At 64.6% G+C, this 19657-nt stretch carries 17 protein-coding genes and 1 pseudogene; 7 read left to right on the plus strand and 11 right to left on the minus strand.

From position 1 onward, the window contains the following. Positions 1–10 precede the first annotated feature (10 nt). On the minus strand, positions 11–1588 hold the full coding sequence (locus S58_RS36205; RefSeq protein ID WP_160167586.1) for an HlyD family type I secretion periplasmic adaptor subunit: 1578 nt from the start codon (positions 1586–1588) through the stop codon (positions 11–13). A gap of 24 nt (positions 1589–1612) precedes the next feature. Between S58_RS36205 and S58_RS07100 the strand changes: the two genes are divergently transcribed. Further along, positions 1613–3739 carry an ATP-binding cassette domain-containing protein gene (locus tag S58_RS07100; protein WP_160167587.1) on the plus strand — a complete coding sequence of 709 codons (2127 nt, stop codon included), beginning with the start codon at positions 1613–1615 and terminating at the stop codon, positions 3737–3739. A gap of 250 nt (positions 3740–3989) precedes the next feature. Here the strand turns inward: S58_RS07100 and S58_RS07105 are convergent, their stop codons facing one another. Genes S58_RS07105 through S58_RS07120 form a run of 4 tightly spaced genes read right to left on the minus strand, consistent with a single transcriptional unit; the run spans position 3990 to position 8425 of the window. Beyond that, on the minus strand, positions 3990–4841 hold the full coding sequence (locus S58_RS07105) for an FAD binding domain-containing protein (protein ID WP_015664585.1): 852 nt from the start codon (positions 4839–4841) through the stop codon (positions 3990–3992). Continuing rightward, positions 4838–7210, minus strand: a complete 2373-nt coding sequence (locus tag S58_RS07110) for a xanthine dehydrogenase family protein molybdopterin-binding subunit (RefSeq protein WP_144058263.1) — start codon at positions 7208–7210, stop codon at positions 4838–4840. Before S58_RS07110 ends, S58_RS07105 begins: the two co-directional genes overlap by 4 nt. Beyond that, positions 7207–7698 (minus strand): (2Fe-2S)-binding protein, encoded by a 492-nt coding sequence (locus S58_RS07115; RefSeq protein WP_015664587.1) that lies wholly within the window; start codon positions 7696–7698, stop codon positions 7207–7209. Before S58_RS07115 ends, S58_RS07110 begins: the two co-directional genes overlap by 4 nt. A gap of 10 nt (positions 7699–7708) precedes the next feature. Then, positions 7709–8425, minus strand: a complete 717-nt coding sequence (locus tag S58_RS07120; protein ID WP_015664588.1) for a hypothetical protein — start codon at positions 8423–8425, stop codon at positions 7709–7711. A gap of 127 nt (positions 8426–8552) precedes the next feature. Here S58_RS07120 and S58_RS07125 point away from each other — a divergent pair, with 127 nt between their 5' ends. Next, a complete protein-coding gene (locus S58_RS07125; RefSeq protein ID WP_015664589.1) occupies positions 8553–9044 on the plus strand; it encodes a winged helix-turn-helix transcriptional regulator in 492 nt (163 codons plus the stop codon). 92 nt (positions 9045–9136) lie between these two features. Here the strand turns inward: S58_RS07125 and S58_RS07130 are convergent, their stop codons facing one another. The 3 genes from S58_RS07130 to S58_RS07140 form a co-directional block, all read right to left on the minus strand. Continuing rightward, positions 9137–10330 carry an acetyl-CoA C-acyltransferase gene (locus tag S58_RS07130; RefSeq protein ID WP_015664590.1) on the minus strand — a complete coding sequence of 398 codons (1194 nt, stop codon included), beginning with the start codon at positions 10328–10330 and terminating at the stop codon, positions 9137–9139. Positions 10331–10659: 329 nt separating this feature from the next. Continuing rightward, a complete protein-coding gene (locus S58_RS07135) occupies positions 10660–11328 on the minus strand; it encodes a response regulator (protein ID WP_015664591.1) in 669 nt (222 codons plus the stop codon). Continuing rightward, a complete protein-coding gene (locus S58_RS07140) occupies positions 11325–12722 on the minus strand; it encodes a HAMP domain-containing sensor histidine kinase (RefSeq protein ID WP_015664592.1) in 1398 nt (465 codons plus the stop codon). Before S58_RS07140 ends, S58_RS07135 begins: the two co-directional genes overlap by 4 nt. 287 nt (positions 12723–13009) lie before the next feature. On the opposite strand from S58_RS07140, the gene S58_RS07145 reads away from it, so the two are divergent. Continuing rightward, positions 13010–14230, plus strand: coding sequence for a DUF3047 domain-containing protein (locus S58_RS07145; RefSeq protein ID WP_015664593.1), 1221 nt, complete (start codon positions 13010–13012; stop codon positions 14228–14230). A gap of 1046 nt (positions 14231–15276) precedes the next feature. Here the strand turns inward: S58_RS07145 and S58_RS07150 are convergent. After that, a complete protein-coding gene (locus tag S58_RS07150) occupies positions 15277–15468 on the minus strand; it encodes a hypothetical protein (protein ID WP_015664594.1) in 192 nt (63 codons plus the stop codon). A 138-nt stretch (positions 15469–15606) separates the two neighbouring features. Between S58_RS07150 and S58_RS38935 the strand changes: the two genes are divergently transcribed. The 4 genes from S58_RS38935 to S58_RS07170 all read left to right on the plus strand — a co-directional run bounded on the left by S58_RS38935 (position 15607) and on the right by S58_RS07170 (position 18958). Beyond that, the gene (locus S58_RS38935) at positions 15607–16173 is read left to right on the plus strand and encodes an HPF/RaiA family ribosome-associated protein (RefSeq protein WP_244440718.1); all 567 of its coding nucleotides are present in this window, start codon (positions 15607–15609) and stop codon (positions 16171–16173) included. A gap of 50 nt (positions 16174–16223) precedes the next feature. Continuing rightward, positions 16224–16703, plus strand: coding sequence for a cupin domain-containing protein (locus S58_RS07160; RefSeq protein WP_015664596.1), 480 nt, complete (start codon positions 16224–16226; stop codon positions 16701–16703). 294 nt (positions 16704–16997) lie between these two features. After that, positions 16998–17684: a Crp/Fnr family transcriptional regulator gene (locus S58_RS07165; protein ID WP_015664597.1), complete on the plus strand. Its 687-nt coding sequence runs from the start codon at positions 16998–17000 to the stop codon at positions 17682–17684. Positions 17685–17851: 167 nt separating this feature from the next. Continuing rightward, positions 17852–18958 (plus strand): sensor histidine kinase, encoded by a 1107-nt coding sequence (locus tag S58_RS07170; protein WP_015664598.1) that lies wholly within the window; start codon positions 17852–17854, stop codon positions 18956–18958. Positions 18959–19084: 126 nt separating this feature from the next. Here the strand turns inward: S58_RS07170 and S58_RS37340 are convergent. Continuing rightward, a pseudogene (locus S58_RS37340) lies at positions 19085–19210 on the minus strand (cytochrome P450); the annotation flags it as partial. A gap of 10 nt (positions 19211–19220) precedes the next feature. Further along, entirely contained in the window at positions 19221–19649 is a 429-nt protein-coding gene (locus tag S58_RS07175) for an SseB family protein (RefSeq protein ID WP_015664600.1), read from the minus strand. Positions 19650–19657: the final 8 nt, after the last annotated feature.

The following is a 19657-nucleotide window of genomic DNA, read 5'->3' on the forward strand; positions in this document are numbered from 1 at the left end:
CGGCGCGCCGCTACTGCCTCAGCGCGTTGTCCTTGATCCGGCGCAGCGGCCGCAGCAAGGTGCCGAGCACGCTCTGCCGCCGTCCGATGACGTCCACGTCGGCCAGCATGCCCGGCAGCACCGGATGATCGGGACCCAGCGCTGCCGCGTCGGCTTCGAGGCGCACCTTGAAATAGGGCACGCCGCGCTCGTCCTGATGCGCGTCGGGCGAAATGTCGGAAACCCGCGCGCTCAATCCGCCATAGACGGAGAACTCGTAGGCACTGATCTTGACGATTGCGCGCTGGCCCGGCCAGACGTCGGCGCGGTCGGCCGGTGAAAGCTTCATCTCAACATCGATCGAGCCGTCCGAAGGAACGATTTCCGCGAGCGCTTCTCCCGGCTTGACCACGCCGCCGATGGTGGTCACGTTCAGCTTGTTGATGATGCCGCTGACGGGGGCGCTGACGTCGGACCGGCTCATGCGGTCCTGCAGCGCCTCGATGCTCTTGGTAAGCTTCTCCAGCTCCGTCGATGTCTGCGCCCGTTCCTTTTCGGCGTCGGCCTGGAAGCGGGAGGTGACCTCGGCTTTGCGCTTGTCGAGCTCCGACAGGGCGGCCTCGGCGCGCGGGATCTCGTGCGCGAGGTCGGAGAGGCGCGCGACCGCCTGCTGCAGCACCCGCTCGGCCTCGAGCTGCTCGTTGTTAGAGGCCGCGCCCGCGGCAGTGAGCTTGCGCAGGGACGCCAGGCGTTCGTCGGAGATCTGCCGCTCGCGCGTGACGGAGGGCAGGCGTGAGCGCAACTCGGACAGTTCGATCTCCTTCTGCCGCTGCTGCTGGGTGACGATCGAGAGCTGCTCGTTCAGGTTGGCGCGACGGCGTTGAAACAGTGATAGCTCGTTGTCGATCACCTGCTGGCTGATGTTCAGGGCGGCCGGCGGAAACGACACCTCGCTCGCTCCGGTGGTTTCGGCCTCGAGCCTTTTCAGGCGGATTCGCTTCGCGGCCTGCTCGATCGCAGCCTGCGCCAGCTCTGATTTGAAGAAGCTGTTCTCCACGCGCATCAGCGGCTGGCCCGTGACGACCCGATCGCCCGGCTTGACCATGATTTCGGCGATGATGCCGCCTTCGAGATGCTGCACCTCCTGCTTCATCTGCTGCGTGACGATGCGCCCCGAACCGCGCGTCACCTTGTCGATCTGGACGATCGCCGACCAGAGCAGCGCTGCAAGCGTGCACAACCCGACGATCACAACGAAGCGTCCCTGGGCCTCCGTGGCGATGCGATCGATGCGGCGAGGAAATGCTGCTGGTTGCTCCGTGGCAGAAGTACTCGCATCGATGGCAGGTGAACGCGGCGCCGCCGTTTCAACACCTGCAGGGATCTTATGGGCGCGGAGGGGATGCAATGCCGTCTCGGTCCGGATGAGCTGATTCACATAAACCGAAAGCGGTGCACGAACAATTAAGGCTAATGAATTAGTACGAGAGTCCTTCCGCCTTGCGGGTGCATTGCAGATCCCATGTTCCAGAGCAGCATCAAGTCTGAGCGTCACGCTGCGGTCGTCGACGCGGCGGTCGGGCGCCTTGCAACAATCGGCCTTGCGCAACGACCTGATCCGGAGCGGCTCGACGTGTCGCAGCTTCCGCCGCCGGACCACCTTGCCAGGCTGCTGGCGGAGATCGCCTCGATCTGGGATCGCCAGCGCGGCGATCCGGTACGTGCCGGCGCGAGCGCAACTGATGACATCGACAGTCCTGAGACGCTGATTTCCTTCGCCGCAACCAACGGCATCGACGTCGTGTTCGAAAACCGCCTGGTGGCCTCGCTTTCGGCGGAAGACTTTCCGGCGGTCATGCTGACCAACGAGGGCTTGGGGCGCATGCTGCTCACGCGCCGCGGACGCAAATTCATCGCCCAGCACGGCAGCCGGAACTATTCGATCGACAAGGATGCGCTCGCGGCCGAAGAGGCCGGCACGCTGTTTCTGGTACGGCCGCGCGGCATCGTGCCGCCGGACAATCCGGCAGAGACCGTCGCCGAGCCGGCGTCCTCGGAGACAAGCGATCCGGTTCGCGGAATCCTCGCGTTCATGACCGGCCGGCATCGCAAGATGCTGATCGAGCTTCTGGTCGCGGCGGCATTTTCGAACCTGATGCTGCTGGCGCTGCCGGTCTATTCCGGCTTGGTATTCGATCGGGTGATCCCGCACTCCGCGTTCGACACGCTGTGGGCGATTTCGATCGGCGTCACCTTGGCGTTACTGGCGGACCTCGCCGTTCGCTGGGTTCGCATGAAGATCCAGGACTCGCTGGCGAGTTCGGCCAGTGCCGCCATCCAGGGCTCGGTCATCAGGCGGCTGCTGCAGGCAAAAATGGTCGAGGCGCCGCGCTCGTCCGGTGCGATCACGCTCCGCCTGCGCCATCTCGATGCGATGACGCAGCTGATCCCCCAGCTCGTCACCGGCGTGCTGATCGACGTTCCCTTCCTGCTGATCGTGTTCACGCTGCTCTGGCTGAATGGCGGTGCGGTCGTGCTGGCGCCGTTGCTGGGCATCGGCGCGCTGGCGGCGCTGCATCACTGGACGAGCCTCGGTTCCGAAGCCGAGCAGAAGCGTTCGACCACATTGCTGCAGCTTCAGACCAATCGCCTGAACGAGGCGGTCGAGGTGCTCGAGACGATCAAGTCGACCCGCACCGAGCTCCGCGTCCTGAACCGCTTCGAGCGGATCTTCGACGAATACGCCTATTCGACCCATCTGTCGCGGCTGTATCAGGGGTTCGCGGCCTATGCGAACGTCACGGTCGGGCAGATGATGGTCGCGGTCGTGCTCGTGATCGGCGTCTATCAAGTGTCCGCCGGGGACATGACGATCGGCGGTCTCTCCACCTGCTCGCTCTTGATCGGCCGCGTGATCAGCCCGATCGGACAGCTGATTGCCGTCCTGCATCGCACCTTGCAGAGTCGCGCGCTGCTGAGGTCGCTTGCGAGCGAAACCCGACATCAGAGCGAGACCGCGGGCGATGAAAGCGGTGCGCTGCATAAGCCCGGACAATGCGCGTTGCGGCTGCAGAGCGTTGCCTTCTCCTATCCAGCCCAGAGCACGCGGCAGATCGACAATCTGACCACGACCATTCAGCCCGGCGAGCGCGTGGCCATCGTCGGCCGGTCCGGGTCAGGAAAGTCGACGCTGCTGCGGCTGATCGCCAGGTTTGCCGAGCCCGATCGCGGCTCGATCCTGCTCGACGGGTTCGATGTGCGTCAGTATGAGCCGTCGGAGCTCCGCAAGGCGCTGGGCTATATGGGCCAGGGCCCGGGGATCGTCGAGGACACCCTGATGAGAAACCTGATGCTCGGGCAGCAGGAGATCGATCCGGAACATTTCCATGACGTCATGAAGCTGACCGGCATCTCCGATTTCGCCGCAACGCATCCGCAGGGCTTCGGGATGAATGTCGGCCCGCGCGGCGAGCGGCTGTCCGGCGGCGAGCGCCAGTCGGTGGCGCTGGCCCGGATCCTGCTCTCTGATCCCAAGGTGCTGCTGCTCGACGAGCCGACGGCGTCGATGGACACGATGCTCGAGGCGCGGCTGGTCAGGAACATCGGAAAATTCATCGGCGACCGGACGCTGATCGTCGCCACCCACCGCGCGCCGGTGCTGCAGTTGGTCGATCGCCTGATCTGGCTCGAGGGCGGCAAGGTCATGGCCGACGGGCCGAAGGCCGAGGTGTTGAAGCGCATGTCCGGCGCAGCCGCCTGACGCGCCTCGGTAGAGCGGGGTGGTCCGACGGCGCAACAGCTTGTCAACCCCTTCGCGTCAATCCCGGGCTGCGTCGTCCGGTCGTAAGTACCCCGCGCGAACAACGAGGCGGTTCGTATCGATTCAACGGAGCCCGGCCTGCGCTCACCGGTCGAGGGTCGACCTCCCGCTCAGTTGCCTCCGCCATGCCGAAGTTGCAGACATCGGGCCGTTCGGTATCCTCGCCGATCCCGTTCCCGATGCGCCGACTTCAAGACGCAAGCCCGAGCAGGGCCCGCCCCACCTCGATCCTGATCAGGTTGGCCCGGTAGTCCGCCGAGGCGTATCGGTCCGAAAGGCACTGAGTGGACTCGCTGGCCAATCTGGCGGCTTGCTCGATAGTCTCGCGCGAGAGTGCTTTGCCGATCAGAAAATCGACCGCATCATGACTGGCGAAAGCGCGGTTTGCGGCACCCGTGATGCCCACGGTCGCCGCAGTCACAACCCCCTTCGTCAGGCATATGCCGGCCGCAACACCGACCACGGCAAAGCCGCTCGCTGGATGGCGGATCTTTCGGTAGGCGAAGCGCATGCCTGAGGCCGGCTTGCGGATATGAAGCGCGGTGAGAACTTCGTCCTGCTCGAGGACCGTCGAGAAAATGTCGACGAAGAAGTCCGTCGCCGCCACGCGTCTGGCGTTTGAGCCGGCAATCTCGATCTCCGCCTGCAACGCCACGGCGATCGCCGGCCAGTCCGCCGCGGGATCGGCATTCGCGAGCGAGCCGCCGATCGTACCCCGGTTTCTGACCTGAGGGTCGGCGATCAAACGGGCTGTCTCCCGGAAGATCGGCAGCTCAGCATTCAGCGGCTCGGACGCAAGCAACTCGGCATGCGTCGTCAGTGCGCCGATCCTGATCGTGTCGCCGCTTATCTCGATTCCCCTCAATTCAGCAATGCTGCCGATATCGACCAGGCGGTTTGGTGAGGCCAAGCGGAGCTTGAGCGCTGGAAGAAGCGTGTGGCCGCCGGCGACCAGTTTTGTTCCGTCAGGATCATCCTGCAAGAACCCGATTGCCTCGGTGAGCGAAGCAGCACGAACGTAGTCGAAGGCTGCGGGGATCATCGGGTTGCTCCGTTGCGCGCGTCCCTGACCGCCGCCCAGACGCGAGGAGGCGTCAACGGCATGTCGAGGTGCTTGATGCCAAAGGGGGACAAGGCGTCGAGAACGGCGTGGACCATACAGGGCGGCGCTGCGATTGAGCCGCTTTCGCCGATACCTTTGACGCCGATTGGATTGGTCGGTGACGGCGTCACCTGGAACACAGATCGGATATTCGGCACGTGCTCGGCGCGCGGGACGGCATAGTCGAGCAGTGAGCCGGTCAGGAGCTGTCCGTTGTCGGGATCGTAGCTCACCTCCTCGTAGATCGCCTGCGCGATACCCTGCACGACGCCGCCATGGATCTGACCGGCGGCGAGCAGCGGATTGACCAGGGTGCCGACATCATCGACGGCGACGTAGTCGAGGATATCGACAATTCCGGTTTCCGGATCGACTTCGACGTAAGCGAGGTGAACGCCGGATGGCGACCCCATCCCTGTCGGATCGTAAAACACGGTCTCGTCGAGGCCAGGAGCGACATTGTGCGGAAGCTTGTGACCGAGATATGCCATGCGGGCGACCGCCGCGAAGGTCACGGGCTTGATGTCGGTACCTGGCACGCTGAACACGCCCGCCAAATAAGCAACGTCCTTTTCGTCGACTTCCAGCAGGCCCGCTGCGATTTTTTTCGCCTTGTCCACGACACGCAGGGAAGACACGTGAACGCTGGAGCCGCCGACGGCCATGGACCGCGAATTGAAGGTGCCGTGGCCCGCCTGCACCTGGCGGGTATCACCCTGGACGACGTCGATGTTCTCGATCGGAATCTGCAGCACATCTGCGGCGATCTGGGACAATGATGTGAGGTGCCCGTGTCCCTGGCTCATGGAGCCAGAAAAGATCGTGACGCGGCCGCTGGAGTCGACACTCACACGCGCACTTTCCCAGCCGCCGCGATCGAACCCCATAAGGGACAGGCGCCGCGACGGCGCCATGCCGCACATATGCGTGTAGGCGGCCACGCCTATGCCCCGGTAGGCGCCCTTGGCGCGCAATTCATTCTGCTCCTTGCGTCGGCCCTCATAGTCGAAAGCGGCGAGCGCCTTTTCGAGCAGGCCCTGGTAGTTCCCGCTGTCATACATCACGGCGTGGCTGCCGTAGGGCCGATAGGGGAACTCGGCCTGCTGGATGAAATTCCTGCGCCTCACTTCAACCTGATCGAGATCCAGATGCCGGGCCACCGCGTCTATCGCGCGCTCCGCGATGTATGCGCCCTCCGGGCGGCCGTAACCCCGGTAGGCATCCACCGGGACGGTATTGGTAACAACGACGCGGGAGATCGCTTCGTAATTTTCGATCCTGTAGGTCCCGGTGCCGAAATGGATCGTGTTCGCGGTCGGACCGCCGCTTGCCATGTTGGAAAGATATGCACCGACGTTGCCCAGCGTCTCGACTCTCAGGCCCAGCACGACGCCATCGTTCTTAAACGCGATCTCGAGGTTTTCGGTATGAGCGCGTCCATGGCTGGTTGATTGATGGCTCTCGGAGCGGGTTTCCCACCATTTGACCGGCGCGCCGAGCTCGCGCGCGAGATGGGGGCAGAGCAGATCCTCCGGGTAGAGGTGCATCTTCGCGCCGAAGCCGCCTCCGATGTCCGGCGCGACGATCCGCAGCTGATGTTCAGGGAAGCCGATGGTCTCCGCGATCCAACGTCGGTGCATGTGCGGGACTTGGCTGCCGATATACACGGTCAGCGTGTCATCCGGCTCGGGAGTGGCGACGATCGAGCGGGTCTCCATGCACGTCGGGATCAGACGGTTGTTGATCACGCGCAAGCTGATGACATGATCGGCTTCGCGAGCGGCCTTCTCATAATCGCCGCCGCGGACCTTGTAGATCGTGGTGACGTTGTTGGGGACGTTGTCGTGGAGCTGCGGCGCGTGCTCCTGGATGGCGGCCTCCTCATCGGTGACCGACGGCAGCGCCTCGTACGCGACCTCGATCAGGTCCAGCGCGTCGTAGGCCTCGGCAAGCGTTTCCGCCACGACCACGGCGACACATTCGCCGACAAAGCGCACTCGGTCGGTGGCAACCACCGGCCGGAACGGCACCTTGGTTCCAGGAATGATCCAGTTGGGGACGATCGGCCCCAGTTTGCCAACGAGCTCCCTGCCGGAAACCGCGAGGCGAACGCCGGCTGCGGATCTGGCGGGCTCGAGATTGACGTGCTTGATGTCTGCGTGCGCATGCGGAGATCGCAGCACCGCCATGTACAGCAGGCCCGGCAGCCTCACATCATCGACGTAGCGGCCCTTGCCGGTGAGAAGCTTGAAATCTTCGCGGCGCTTGAGCGGCTGGCCGACGTATCGGTTGAGAGGCATGTCATTCATGCTTTCTGTTCCCTCGAGGCAACCGACCCAACAGCGCGGACGATGTTGTTGTAGCCGGTACAACGGCAAATATTGCCACCCAGTCCCTGCCGGATCTCCGTTTCGCTCGGCTTCACGTGATCTCGGAGGATCTGCCGGGCGCTCATCACCATGCCTGGCGTGCAGAAGCCGCATTGCAGCGCATGATGTTCGTGGAAGGCGGCCTGCATCGGATCGAGGGGGACGGCAGGCGTCGATAGGCCTTCGATCGTGTTGATGGACCGTCCATCGGCCATCACCGCCAGAATGGTGCAGGACTTTACAGCCTGTCCGTCCAGCTCGACGGTGCAGGCACCACATTGCGACGTGTCGCAGCCAACATGCGTGCCCGTCAGGGACAGATCCTCCCTTATGAGGTGGACCAGCAATCTCCGCGCTTCGACGGCGACAGTCTTGCGGGCGCCGTTGATTTCCAAGGTCACAACATGACGTTTTTCAGAACCGGGCATGACACCCTCCTCAGGAAAACCTGATATTGCCGATGTCGATGGCCACAGCGATCATGTCCCGGATCGGAGTGCCGTCGGCGTGTCGGAGATAGGCGCGGCGTCGGGTGGCAATCTTGATACCTTCGAAGTCGCGATAGTCGGACGTGTAGTGCGCGCTTGGAACGCCGCCGCTGACGTCGGCAAAATAATCGAGCCTTGCGATCAGACCGTTGTCGTCGACATGGAACACCTTCTCGCGCGAGTGTGTGGCGATTGACTCCGGAAAAGTGACTTTCAGGCGGCGCCACGTCTGATGGTCTTCAATCCAGGGTTCGATCTCTTCGGCCGTAAAGCCCTGCATCGCGAGTAAAAAGGGGGCATTGAGGTAGTTCCACATCGCATAGCCGCTGAAATAAGCGAGATGGAGATCGTCCCAGGGTGTTGCCGGCGTATGGCCCGCAAATGCATCGCGCGGATTGGCGCGCTGCTTAATGCGCTTGCCATCGTCGGTGTCGATTGCGACCAGGTCAGGACGATACGAGCTGCGCAGGCCCTCGGCCGTGAAGGGCTCGTAGCTGAGCTCTTGTTGGGCGAGATCGGCGGTAACGCGAACCTTCCTCAGCGCGTTCGGCCAGCCCTTGCGGGCCCAGAGGGCGCCGACGATCGACATGTCGCCTTCAATTGTCCGGAAGCGCTTCCAGTGCGCGGCGCCGTGGGCCTTCAGAACCAGATCGAGCAGGTCAGACATGGCGGCATCTCCCGTGACATTTTATAACTCTAATAATAAGAGTTATAAAAACGCAAGCCCTTGGCGGGGAATTGCGCCGGCCATCTAATTACTCTAATAATAATAGTGACTTATGAGGGTGGGCGCGATGCGGTCGAATAGCTTTGAGGGAATGGCGTGCTCGATTGCCGGTGTGCTCGATGCTGTTGGCGACCGCTGGGCCATGTTGATCCTGCGCGATCTCTCGCTGGGGCTGAGCAGATATGAGGAATTGCGGAAGTCGACCGGGATCACGCATGCGACACTGTCGGACCGTCTCCGGCATTTGGAAGAACACGAGTTGATCGAGCGGCGGCAGTATCAGACGGGCCCGGATCGCTACGAATACATTCTCACGCGAAGGGGGTGGGACGTTGTGCTGGTGATTCAGGCGCTTGCCCAGGTCGGCGACAAGTGGGCCGTTGCTGGCGATGCTGGGCCGCCGCTCAGATTCGTCAACAGGAACAGCGGGCGTCCGGTGAAGGTCGCGCTGGTCGACGAAAAGTCAGGGGAGGTGGTGCGGCTCAGAGACGTCCGGCCGCAGGCCGGGCCGGGGGCCGACGATCTGGTGCGTTGGCGATTGAGCAAGTTCACGGCCTGACCGTTCAAAAATGCCGGAGGGGCCGATAGTAAGCTGCTCGGAGGAGGGCTGGCGAGCGGTCTCAGGTGCCGCTCGCCCATCACCCATTCCGGTCAACTGACGTTACGCTCGATGGCGATGGCAGTAGCCTCGCCGCCTCCGATGCAGAGCGAGGCTATCCCCCGTTTGAGATTGTTCGCTTCCATCGCGTGCAGCAACGTCACGATCAGGCGTGCGCCGGTGGCGCCGATCGGGTGCCCCAACGCACAGGCGCCGCCGTTGATGTTGAGCTTCTCGCGCGGGATGCCAAGATCCTTCTGGGCGGCCATGGCGACGACCGCGAACGCTTCGTTGATTTCAAACAGATCGACGTCGCCGACACTCCAGCCCACCTTGTCGAGCAGCTTTCTGATCGCGGGAATCGGGGCGGTGGTGAACCACTGCGGCTCCTGGCTATGCGTGGCGTGGCCCCTGATCACTGCCTTCACCGGCAGGCCGTCGCGATCGGCGAGCGATCGCTTCGTCAGGATCAGCGCGGCAGCGCCGTCCGCATTCGCGGAGGAGGCCGCAGGTGTAATGGTGCCGTTGGCGCGGAACGCAGGTTTGAGGCCGGGAATCTTTCCTGGATCCACCTTGAGCGGATGCTCATCATTGGAGATCACGCGGGAGCCGGCCTTCTCGACGAGCGTGATCGGTGCGATCTCGGCCTTGAAGGCACCGCTCTCGACGGCCTTGCGGGCACGGCTCAGTGTCTCCATCGCATAAGTATCCTGGTCCTTGCGGCTGAATTGGTAGGCCTCCGCGGTCGCCTCGCCGAAATCTCCCATCGAGCGACCGGTTTCATAGGCGTCCTCGAGACCGTCCATCATCATGTGGTCGATGATGCGGTCATGGCCGGCGCGATAGCCGCTGCGCGCCTTCTGAAGGAGATACGGGGCGTTGCTCATGCTCTCCATGCCGCCGGACAGCACGACCTCGGCTGAGCCGGCGGTGATGATGTCATGAGCGAGCATTGTTGCCTTCATGCCTGAGCCGCAGACCTTGTTGACGGTCGTTGCCCCGGTCGCATCCGGCAACTTGGCGCCACGCGCGGCTTGGCGGGCGGGAGCCTGGCCTTGGCCAGCCGGCAGCACATTGCCCATGAAGACCTCGTCGATGCGCTCTGGCGCAAGCTTGGCGCGCTCCAGCGCGGCGCCGATGACATGCGACCCGAGCTTGTGCGCCGAAAAGGGTGAAAGCTCGCCGAGGAAACGTCCGAGAGGGGTGCGGGCGGCGGAAAGGATAACGACAGGATCGGGCACTGCCATAGATAAGTCTCCTCGAATGGCGGTTTATATGACGATGGTCATACAAATTTCACCAGATTGCAATGCCACATGGGAGGCCTTCCAGGCGTTCGAGGAACGCGGGAAGCCGGACTTCTCGAAGGTCAGGGGCTAGCTCGCCTCGGGTCTTCCTGCGGCGCTTCGTCGGTGTTCCGGCGATAGGGGCAGCGTCTGGGGGGATGTTGGTGCCTCGACGTCGCGATCGTCGGACCTGGAGCGTAGGGAGCGCCAACCCCTTGTCCTTCCGTCTCTGAGCTGACGGCGCGGCTACGCAGCCGCTCTCGCCCAGTGTCGTCTCCGGCTGCCGCGCGCTACGCATGATCGACATCGAACCGGGCGTCGGCCATGCTGACGAGGCCCGCGCTGACGGCGAGCCAGACGAGATGGGCGTCGTTGTTGGCGCCGATCTTGCTCTTGATGGCGTAGTGATGATTGCGGATCGTCTTCTGGCTGAGATTGAGCAGGTCGGCGATCGCCTCGCTCGTCATGCCCGAGGCCAGCAGGCGCAGGATCTCGGTTTCGCGCGCGCCGAGGTGCTCGACCACGCTGCGCGATCCGGCCAGCCGATCGGCGGCGACGGCGCGGGCGATGTCATCGCTCAGATAGCGCCCGCCGCTTGCGACGGTCCGCACCGCGCGCAGCAGATCCTCCGGCTTGGTGCTCTTCGTCACGTAGCCCGAGGCGCCGGCCTCGAACGCCTTGAGCGCGAAGGCAGGACCCGCATGCATGCTGAAAACCAGTACCCTTGCGTTGCTGTCCCACTGCCGGATGTGACGCACCGCCTCGAGGCCGCTGGCGCCGGGCAGCGCGATGTCCATGATCGCAATGTCGGGACGGTGATCCTTGTAGGCGCAATAGGCCTGCATCGCGTCGTCGGCCTCGGCGCAGACCTGAAATCCGGCCTGGCGTTCGAGCAGCCGGCGATAGCCTTCGCGGACGACGGGGTGATCGTCGACCAGCAGGATGCGAACCGCCGTCATGGTCCGGCTCCGTAGAGCGCTTGCGCCGGCGCAGGTGTCATCAGCGGCATGACCGCCGACAGGCGAAGGCCGCGGGCGGCCTTGCCGATCGACACGCTGCCACCGCGGGCCGCGACCCGTTCGCGGATGCCGAGGATGCCATGGCCGTGACGCGGATCGACGCTCACCGTGTCGCCCCCGCCGTCGTCCTCCACCGTCAGCGCGATCGTGCCATCGCCGCCACCGTCGCACGCGACGCTCAACGCCACCTCCGTCGGCGAGCCGTGGCGCACCGCATTGGTCAGCCCTTCCTGCGCGATGCGATAGACGTCGATCGCCAGCTGCTTCGGCAAGGCGGCCAGCTCGCCGATCACGTTGAGGCGAAACACGGCGCCGGCCGCGCGCATGTTGTGGTCGCCGACGAGCTGCCGCAGGCTGGCTTCCAGTCCGATTTCCTCGACGTCCTGCGAGCGCAGCCGCACCAGCGCGCTGCGCAGGTTCTCCATCATCTGGTGCTGGATGCGCGCGATGGCGCGGGCATCGTCGGCAAGGTCGGCCCGTCCCGGCGATGCGCCGGCCTCGATGCTCGCCGCCAGGGCAGCGGTGGCCGTCAGGCATTGCCCGAACTCGTCGTGCAGATCGCGCGCCAGCGATCGGCGCTCCTCCTCCTGCACCTGGAACAGACGGGCGGTGAGCGCCGTGCGCGCGGCATTGGTGCGCGCGAGCGCCGCCGAGAGCTCGTTGACGGCGCGCGCGATCAGGTTGAACTCGGCGGTGCGGAAGCCGGGCAGGCGGCAGCCGAGATCGCCCTGCTGCAGCCGGCGCAGTCCATCGATGATGGCGCGCGCCGGGATCAGCGCATGTCCGATCATCATCGCAGCAAACACCGCGATGGCCGCGGCCATCGCCGCCGCGACGCCGGTGACGACCGACACCTGCCGCCATGCCAGCCGTAGCGCAGCCTCCGGTGCGGCCGCGGCGACGATGAAGCCGGCATTCCAGTCGCGCACGGTGAGGTGCCGTCGCACGGGTGTCGGTGGGCCGAACAGGACGTCGAACGCGGCGGCGAACAGCTTCGGCGCCGGCGGTCCCAGCGCCTCGATCTGACTGCACAGCTGTCGCGGCGCCTCGCCGGGCGAATCGAACGTGACGCAATTCCCCGGCGAAACGACGCTCGCGATGGTCAGCGTCTGCCAGTCGGAAATCGGCAGCAGCATCTCGCGGCTCATGCCGTCGCGCCACAGCAGCTTCTGCCAGTAGAGGCTCTCGAGGCGCTGGCCGACCCGCTCCGCGGTCGCCGCAGCGTCGGCGTCGATCGCGTGGTGCGCATCGATCATCACCCACGCCACCGCGGTGCTGAGGCAGACCGCGACCACGGCAAACAGCCGTCCGATGAGGTGCAACAGGAGGTGCATGGCTGCGCTCCATATCCTCTGGTGACGCTCGGTATTGGACGCCTCGATTTGGCGCCGATCTCGGCCACGTTGGCAAGGGCGGCGGTCGCGATCGGGCAAAATGCCCGGTTCCGCTCCGTCGCCCGGCGAGGCATCAGATCACGTCTGCTGGAACGACGGCCAATGGCGACCTCGCTGCCTCGCCCAGGGCACCATGCCCGGCGATGGCGGGCAACGGTCTCAAGCCTTGCCGCGTCCGCCGCGCTAGCCATGCGCAACGGCGCGAAGGAACAGCCTGGGAGGATGATATGTGCGGACTGCTCGACCATGCCGGCTGCGCTCATGGTGCAGACGGATTCAATCGGCGTTACCTGCTGAAGCGGCTGATGGCGCTCGGCCTGACGGCGCCGCTCGCCACGCTCGTGCTCGATCGCAGGGCGATGGCCGCGATCGGCTTTCTCGACCGCGCGGAGCTCGTCGACGGCGTGACGGCGCTCGTCGCCAAGGCCAAGTCGCCCGAGCTTCGGGAGACCCGTGTGTTCGATCTCGTCGGCAGCGAGCTGCCGTGGAAGGACCTCGGCATCACGCTGGCCAAGGGGCAGGAGGTGACGTTCCTGATCGGCGGCCGCGTCTGGCTCGCGCGTGAGCAGGATCTGTGGGTCGAGCCCGGTGTCGCATTTCACGTCCGCACCCGCGGCAGCCGCCCGATGTTCAATCCGATGAGCAACACCGGCACGATGATCGCGGCCGCCGACGGCCCGCTCGAAATGGCGCGCTCGCTGGTCGAGTTCAAGGATGCGAGCGGCGAGCTGGCGGTGCCGAAGGACGACTACGCCAAGGCCGACGCGCACATCTACGGCGTGGCGCTGGTCTGGCGCGGCAGCGCGATCGCCGGCCTGACCAGCCTGCTCGGCCATGGCGACGTCGACGGCATAATCGGCGCCGAGCTGGCGCGGATCAACTCGCCGCGCAAGCTGCCCGCAGGCTGGCACAATTTCTTCATGCTGGGCGGCGGTCCCGTCATCTTCAACGACATCGGCAACGGCGCCATCTCCGTCGAGCCGCTGAAGAACGCCGGCATCCTGCAGCGCCCCGTCGGCATCGAGCTGAAGCCGCAGACGAAGTTGAGTTGGCGCTGGATCGTCGAGGAGCTGCCGTCGCTTCTGCCGGAGAACCAGCTCACCTCGCACGACTATCTGTCGATCGCCGCCGAGTTCGACGACGGCCAGGACCTCACCTATTTCTGGAGTTCGAGCCTGCCGGTCGGCACCGCGTTCCGCTGCCCGATCCCGCGCTGGACACCGCTGGAATCGCACATGGCGGTGCGCAGCGGCCGCGCCGATCTCGGCAAGTGGGTCAGCGACGAGCGCGACATCCACGCCGACTACAAGGAGCATATCGGCGGCAGTGCCAAGTCCGTCGTCAACGTATGGCTGCTCGGCGTCTCGCTGTTCCAGCGCCGCAGCGGCTCGTGCCGCTTCGCCGACATGCAGATCACCCAGCCCGGCGCCGAGCCGCTGAAGCTGTGAGACGTCGTCCGTGTGAAGCACGCTGCGAGGTTGATGTGATCGACGACGGCCGTCGCCGCGCTCTGCACTTGTGCAGGCAAGGCGAGCGGCGGCACGGCCGCCGCGGCAGGCTCGGCTGTGCCGAAGCTTGTCGTCGGCTGTCTCCACGTTGTCATGGCCGGGCTCCGTCGCGCCTGCGCGGCCGAAGCCGCCGCTCTGGCGCGGCGAAGGCCCGGCTATCCACGTCGTTCGAAGTTCCTGGAAAGACGTGGAGGCCCGGGCCTTCGCCGTGCCGACGCTTCTTCGGCCGCACAGGCGCGACGGAGCTCGGGCTTGACGCATAACTAATTGAGAGCCGTCATCGTTGCGGAAGGCCATGATCGTCATGTGCGATTGCCCTGGTATCCCCACGGGGAGCGCCAGATCCGGCGCCTGCGCAGGTCAAGTCCGAGCCGACGGCGCGGCTTCTCAGCCTCGCGGCGCGCTGTCGCGTCCGAGCTTTGCTATCTGGACGCCCTCTTGAAGAGGAGGGCGCAGGGAAGGCTGGGTGCAGGCCGCACCCATGGCCCGCCTGCGAAAAAAATGCAGGCGGCAGGAACCACAGGATTGGCCGAACAACCGGCCTTCCCTGCGCGATGGGCTAACGGCTGCTCCGTGCTCTCCCAGGGGACCGGGCCACACGGCTTGACCGTCCGCCAGGGCTCGTTCGTCCGCACGCGAAACGCGCACTGCGACCCCAAGCGGCCACCGCATCCCACGCTCCACGGTCCATGACGATCGCGAAACGCCCCTCCAGTGAGCGCGGGACGGTCGGAAACATCGTTCTGATTTGCCCGACGACACAAGCGGAGATTTGCCCGACGGAATGCGACAAACTGGCACGACGGGCAGTTTGGGTATGGGTGGGATGCCGACCGGTTGCATCCGACCTGCTCGCCTTCATCTGATGACGTGTCGTCGCGCGCCAAACCGCTTGTCGCATCGTCCCTGTTATCGTCTCTCGTCCGACGAATATCGGCGTTTGGCGGATGTCGCCGAACGAAACGCATTCTCTTTAGGGACTGCCGCTACGGCGTCCAGTTTGCCGGACCCAGCAGGGTTGGAGGAATGAGCGCGCCCGTCATGGTGTGGATGAAGTGAAGTCTCGTGCAGGCCGGGCAGGTCACGGTCTCGAACCGACAGTCTTCCTTCGGCTGTCGCAGGATGGCATCGACCTCGGACCCGGTCTGCGGGCAGCGAAATGTGATCGGACAATCCATCGTCCCATCTCCGGTGCAGACTCGAAAGTTGGGTAGCCGCAAGTTGCGCCTGATTCTCCGGGGTTGACTGAGCAATATTGATCAGCCGCGCGCGTTCGCCTCTGACAGTCTGGTCGCGGGAGACATTGGGAGACGCGCTTGAACGGCCGCTTCGCCCTGCCCGAAAGACCCGAGGCGGATCAAGCGTCGCTTCAGACCGTCGGCTGTATCACGGGGCGTCCATTCGTGGCCGCCGCCCGCGAAGGACGCGTCATGGCGTCGCGTGCGGTGCGGCGACGTCGAAGCTTGGACGACGACCATGCCGGGGAGCTGATTATGACTGCGAATTCCATCTTGCGACCTTTGGCGCTGCACCTCAAGGAGACACGGATGCTGATCGATGTCAGGACCGACGGAAACGTTGAGGCCGGCGAGCAGTTGTCGCAGGACGTGAAGGCGTCGCTTCATGCGGTGCTCCATCGCTATGAGGATCAGGTCAGGCGGATCGACGTGCAGCTCAGCGACGCGGTGAGCCACAAGCCCAGTCACGACGACAAGAGCTGCAAGATCGAGGTGCATCGTGACGGCGGCGAGCCCATCGTCGCGGCGCATCAGGACAGCTTCATGGAGCAGGCCGTGCGTGGCGCGGTCCACAAGCTGAAGCGCGCGCTCGACCACGCCTTCGGCAAGGAGGCGGTGTCCGATCAGCTTCGAGATCATCGCTAGACGGGTGGCGGGACGGTTTGCCGGCAATGCCGCCGGTTGGGAGATCCGTAATGGACATCGGTGCTGATGAGATCAACGACATCGGGCCGCGGCCGCAGGCGTTCGACATCGAGCGGGCGACCCGGGACAATACCAATTATCGGTCGGTCGCCTGGAGCGGGCGCTATCTGCAGGTGACGCTGATGTCGATCCCGGTCGGCGGCGACATCGGGCTGGAGGCGCATCCGGAAACTGATCAGTTCCTGCGGCTCGATGCAGGCCGCGGCCGGGTGCAGATGGGGCCCGCGAAGGACAGGCTGACGTTCGACCAGACGGTGTCGAACGGCTGGTGCGTGCTCGTTCCGGCTGGGACCTGGCACAACATCACCAACATCGGCCCGACGCCGATGCAGGTCTATGCCATCTATGCGCCGGCCCATCACACGCCCGGCAAGGTGCAGGCGACGGCAGCTGCGGCCGCAGCCGACCGTGACGACGCGCCCGCGGCCTGGTCCGTGCAACCCAAACAGGTGGCCGATCACCACGGATGAATGACCGCGAGGATGCGATGAGGACTCATTCGCTCGGCGGGCTCGCGCTGAGGAGATGATCGAACGCGCGGGCTCTTATGCACGTCCGTCTCTCGTTCGAGGCGCTCCGCTGTGAGCCTCCTCTATCGTGTGAGTGGCTGCATCGAATGGAAGGCTTCGCATCGATTGCAGAATGGCGCTCGCGGCGGCCCTGTCCTCGTCGGCAACTCAATCCGAGGGCGATGCGCGGATTGATCTAGCGCAAGACGAGAGGCGATTTCCCACCATAAAATTTCTGTATGTCGATCCAGCGGGATGGGGGCTGTGCCGAGTTCGAACCTCGCCAGATTTGATCCGAAGGCCTTTCTCGACAAGGTTTGCTCGGGCCAGAAGGTCCTGAAGGTACCCAAGGGGCGAAGCGTGTTCTCCCAGGGTGATCCGGCCGACGCCCTGTTCTTTCTCCAACAGGGAAAGATCAAGCTGGCCGTCGTCAACGACGTCGGCAAGGAGGCGGTCATCGGCATCGTCGATGCCGGGCAGTTTTTTGGCGAGGGCTGTCTGACGCGGCAGGCGGTGCACACCGGCGCGGCATTCGCCCTGCAGGATTGCGTGGTCACCGCCATCCCCAAGAAGACGATGATCGCAGCGCTTCGCCTCCACCCTGAGCTTGCGGAGATGTTCATCGCGCTTCTGCTGGCCAGGATCGACCGGTTCGAAGCGGACCTGATCGACCAGCTCCTCCATAGCAGCGAAAAGCGGCTGGCGCGGCTGCTTCTGACGATGGCCAACTACGGCGGCGGCGAAACGCCGCTGCCGGTCATTCCAAGAATCAGCCAGGAAACGCTGGCCGAAATGATCGGCACGACGCGATCGCGCGTCAGTCATTTCATGAACAAGTTCAGAAAGGCGGGCCTGATCGAATATGACGGCGAGATCGTCGTCTATCCGGCGCTGCTGCAAGCCGCCCTGAACGACAACCTGCCGGCGGAGCAGCGGAACTAGCTGCGGGTGTGCAGCGTGCGGGTGGTCTGTTTTGCACAGACGGAACTCTGTCCGCATCGCTAGCTGCCAATAACTCACCGCCGGGCTCTGCGTTTCATTTCGCCGCTTAAAGGCGGGACGCGCGAAGCGTTCGTGACGGGGTGAGTGTTGCGGAGGGAGGGGACCACATGTTCAAGCAGCAGTTTTCCGACGCGTCTGACGCGTGCGCACTTGCCGAAGCCATTGTGGACACGGTCCGGGAGCCGCTGCTCGTCCTCGACCACGATCTCCGCGTGATTGCCGCCAGCCGTTCGTTCTATCTCACCTTCTCCACGACGCCCGAGGATGTGCTGGGACAACTATTCTATGAGGTGGATGACGGCGCCTGGAATATTCCGGCGCTGAAGTCGTGGCTGAGCCAGATCTTCTCCAATACCAGCGCGCTGCATGATTTCGAGGTGGAGCACGTTTTTCCCGCCCTCGGACGCCGGGCGATGCGGCTGAACGCCCGGCAGGTGTCCTACACGGTCGGGTCCCATACGACCATCCTGCTCGGCCTCGAGGACGTCACCAGCGAGCGCGAGATGGCGCGTCAGAACGAGGAGCTGCTGCGTCAGAAGGATATGCTGCTCGAGGAGTTTCAGCACCGTGTCGGCAACAGCCTGGCGATCATCGCCAGCATCATCTCGTTGAAGGCACGGTCCGTCGGCTCCGAGGAAGCGCGACGCCACCTGGACGACGCCCGCGACCGGGTCATCTCGTTCGCGAACATCCAGCAGAGTCTCCACACCTCCGCGCGCAGCGGCGTGATCGCGCTCGGACCGCATTTCGCGAGGCTCTGCCAGGCGATCTCGCAATCGATGATCGCCGACCAGCAGCGGACCAGGATCGAAACCCGCGGCGACGGCCAGGCGACGACGAGCGAAGCCGAAAGTCTCGGGCTGATCGTCACCGAGCTCGTCATCAACTCCCTCAAGCATGCCTTTCCCGAGGACACCGCGAATGGGCTGATCACCGTGACCTATGAGTCCTCCGGAGCCGGCTGGACCCTGTCCGTCTCGGACAATGGAACGGGGAAATTGCAGGGGAACGGCCGGCCAAAGGGGGGCCTGGGCACCGGCATCATCATGGCTCTGGCGAAGCAGCTTGGTGCGGAGGTCACGACGGTGGCCGGCCGGCCCGGCACGACCGTCTCGGTGCGTCACGCCGCTGTGGCGACACGCGACGACTTGACCGGAGCAAGCGTGCCGTCCGCTCCCGCGATCCGATCCAGGGCCGAATCCAAGGCCGGATAGCGGACCTTCAGCCGATCGTGACGTCGTCGCCGATCAGTACGACATAGAGACCATGGTCCTAGCCCACCCGCGACCAGATCAGGTGCACTGAGTCAGCGCGCAGTAGAACGATCCCTCGCGCCGACCCTACTGCAGCCGTACCGGCAGATTGAGCGGGCCACGAAAACCGAAACCGTGCCAGCGTACGCTGGCGGGATCGGGCAGCGTCATGTTGGGGAAACGCTCGAACAGCATCGGCAGCAGGAGCATGCCCCGGCACGCGTCATGTCCCGCCGCCCGCCGACTGCAGCTTCTCGAAAATCGTGCCCTGCATCAGCAGCGCGATCTCGCTGGCGGGCATCGGCTTCTGGCATTCGGACAGGGGATTGAGCCAGAAGTTGGCGTTGGGCAGCATGGCGAACAGATTGCGGGCTGATGCTCCGAGGCAGACCTCGGGCTCTTTCACATAGTCGGAGATGCGCTTCCTGGACGTGAACGCCGGGAGCCATGTCAGGCCCTGGAAGCCGACGGTGGCGACGTTGATCGCTTCGCGGTGGTCGAGCGAGCGCTGTGTCCCGGGTTCGACGGGCGCCTCGGGTGTCAGGACATAGATCTCGGCGTCCAGCAGGGCGCGATAGAATCTGGGCACGATGGCGGGATCCCGGCCGGCGGCCTGCATCAGGGCTTCGAGACTGTTTTCCGGTTCGAACATCGTCGTCC

Origin of the sequence: Bradyrhizobium oligotrophicum S58 (genome assembly GCF_000344805.1) — a bacterium.
Lineage (GTDB): Bacteria > Pseudomonadota > Alphaproteobacteria > Rhizobiales > Xanthobacteraceae > Bradyrhizobium > Bradyrhizobium oligotrophicum.

What these genes read in the sequence shown, in the direction of transcription:
- S58_RS07115 (WP_015664587.1), bottom strand. Translation starts at nt 7,698, where the DNA reads ATGCCCGGTTCTGAAAAACGTCATGTTGTGACCTTGGAAATCAACGGC.
- S58_RS07175 (WP_015664600.1), bottom strand. Translation starts at nt 19,649, where the DNA reads ATGTTCGAACCGGAAAACAGTCTCGAAGCCCTGATGCAGGCCGCCGGC.
- S58_RS07170 (WP_015664598.1), top strand. Translation starts at nt 17,852, where the DNA reads ATGTTCAAGCAGCAGTTTTCCGACGCGTCTGACGCGTGCGCACTTGCC.
- S58_RS07130 (WP_015664590.1), bottom strand. Translation starts at nt 10,330, where the DNA reads ATGGCAGTGCCCGATCCTGTCGTTATCCTTTCCGCCGCCCGCACCCCT.
- S58_RS07135 (WP_015664591.1), bottom strand. Translation starts at nt 11,328, where the DNA reads ATGACGGCGGTTCGCATCCTGCTGGTCGACGATCACCCCGTCGTCCGC.
- S58_RS07150 (WP_015664594.1), bottom strand. Translation starts at nt 15,468, where the DNA reads ATGGATTGTCCGATCACATTTCGCTGCCCGCAGACCGGGTCCGAGGTC.
- S58_RS07140 (WP_015664592.1), bottom strand. Translation starts at nt 12,722, where the DNA reads ATGCACCTCCTGTTGCACCTCATCGGACGGCTGTTTGCCGTGGTCGCG.
- S58_RS07160 (WP_015664596.1), top strand. Translation starts at nt 16,224, where the DNA reads ATGGACATCGGTGCTGATGAGATCAACGACATCGGGCCGCGGCCGCAG.
- S58_RS07105 (WP_015664585.1), bottom strand. Translation starts at nt 4,841, where the DNA reads ATGATCCCCGCAGCCTTCGACTACGTTCGTGCTGCTTCGCTCACCGAG.
- S58_RS07165 (WP_015664597.1), top strand. Translation starts at nt 16,998, where the DNA reads ATGGGGGCTGTGCCGAGTTCGAACCTCGCCAGATTTGATCCGAAGGCC.
- S58_RS07110 (WP_144058263.1), bottom strand. Translation starts at nt 7,210, where the DNA reads ATGAATGACATGCCTCTCAACCGATACGTCGGCCAGCCGCTCAAGCGC.
- S58_RS07145 (WP_015664593.1), top strand. Translation starts at nt 13,010, where the DNA reads ATGTGCGGACTGCTCGACCATGCCGGCTGCGCTCATGGTGCAGACGGA.
- S58_RS07120 (WP_015664588.1), bottom strand. Translation starts at nt 8,425, where the DNA reads ATGTCTGACCTGCTCGATCTGGTTCTGAAGGCCCACGGCGCCGCGCAC.
- S58_RS07125 (WP_015664589.1), top strand. Translation starts at nt 8,553, where the DNA reads ATGCGGTCGAATAGCTTTGAGGGAATGGCGTGCTCGATTGCCGGTGTG.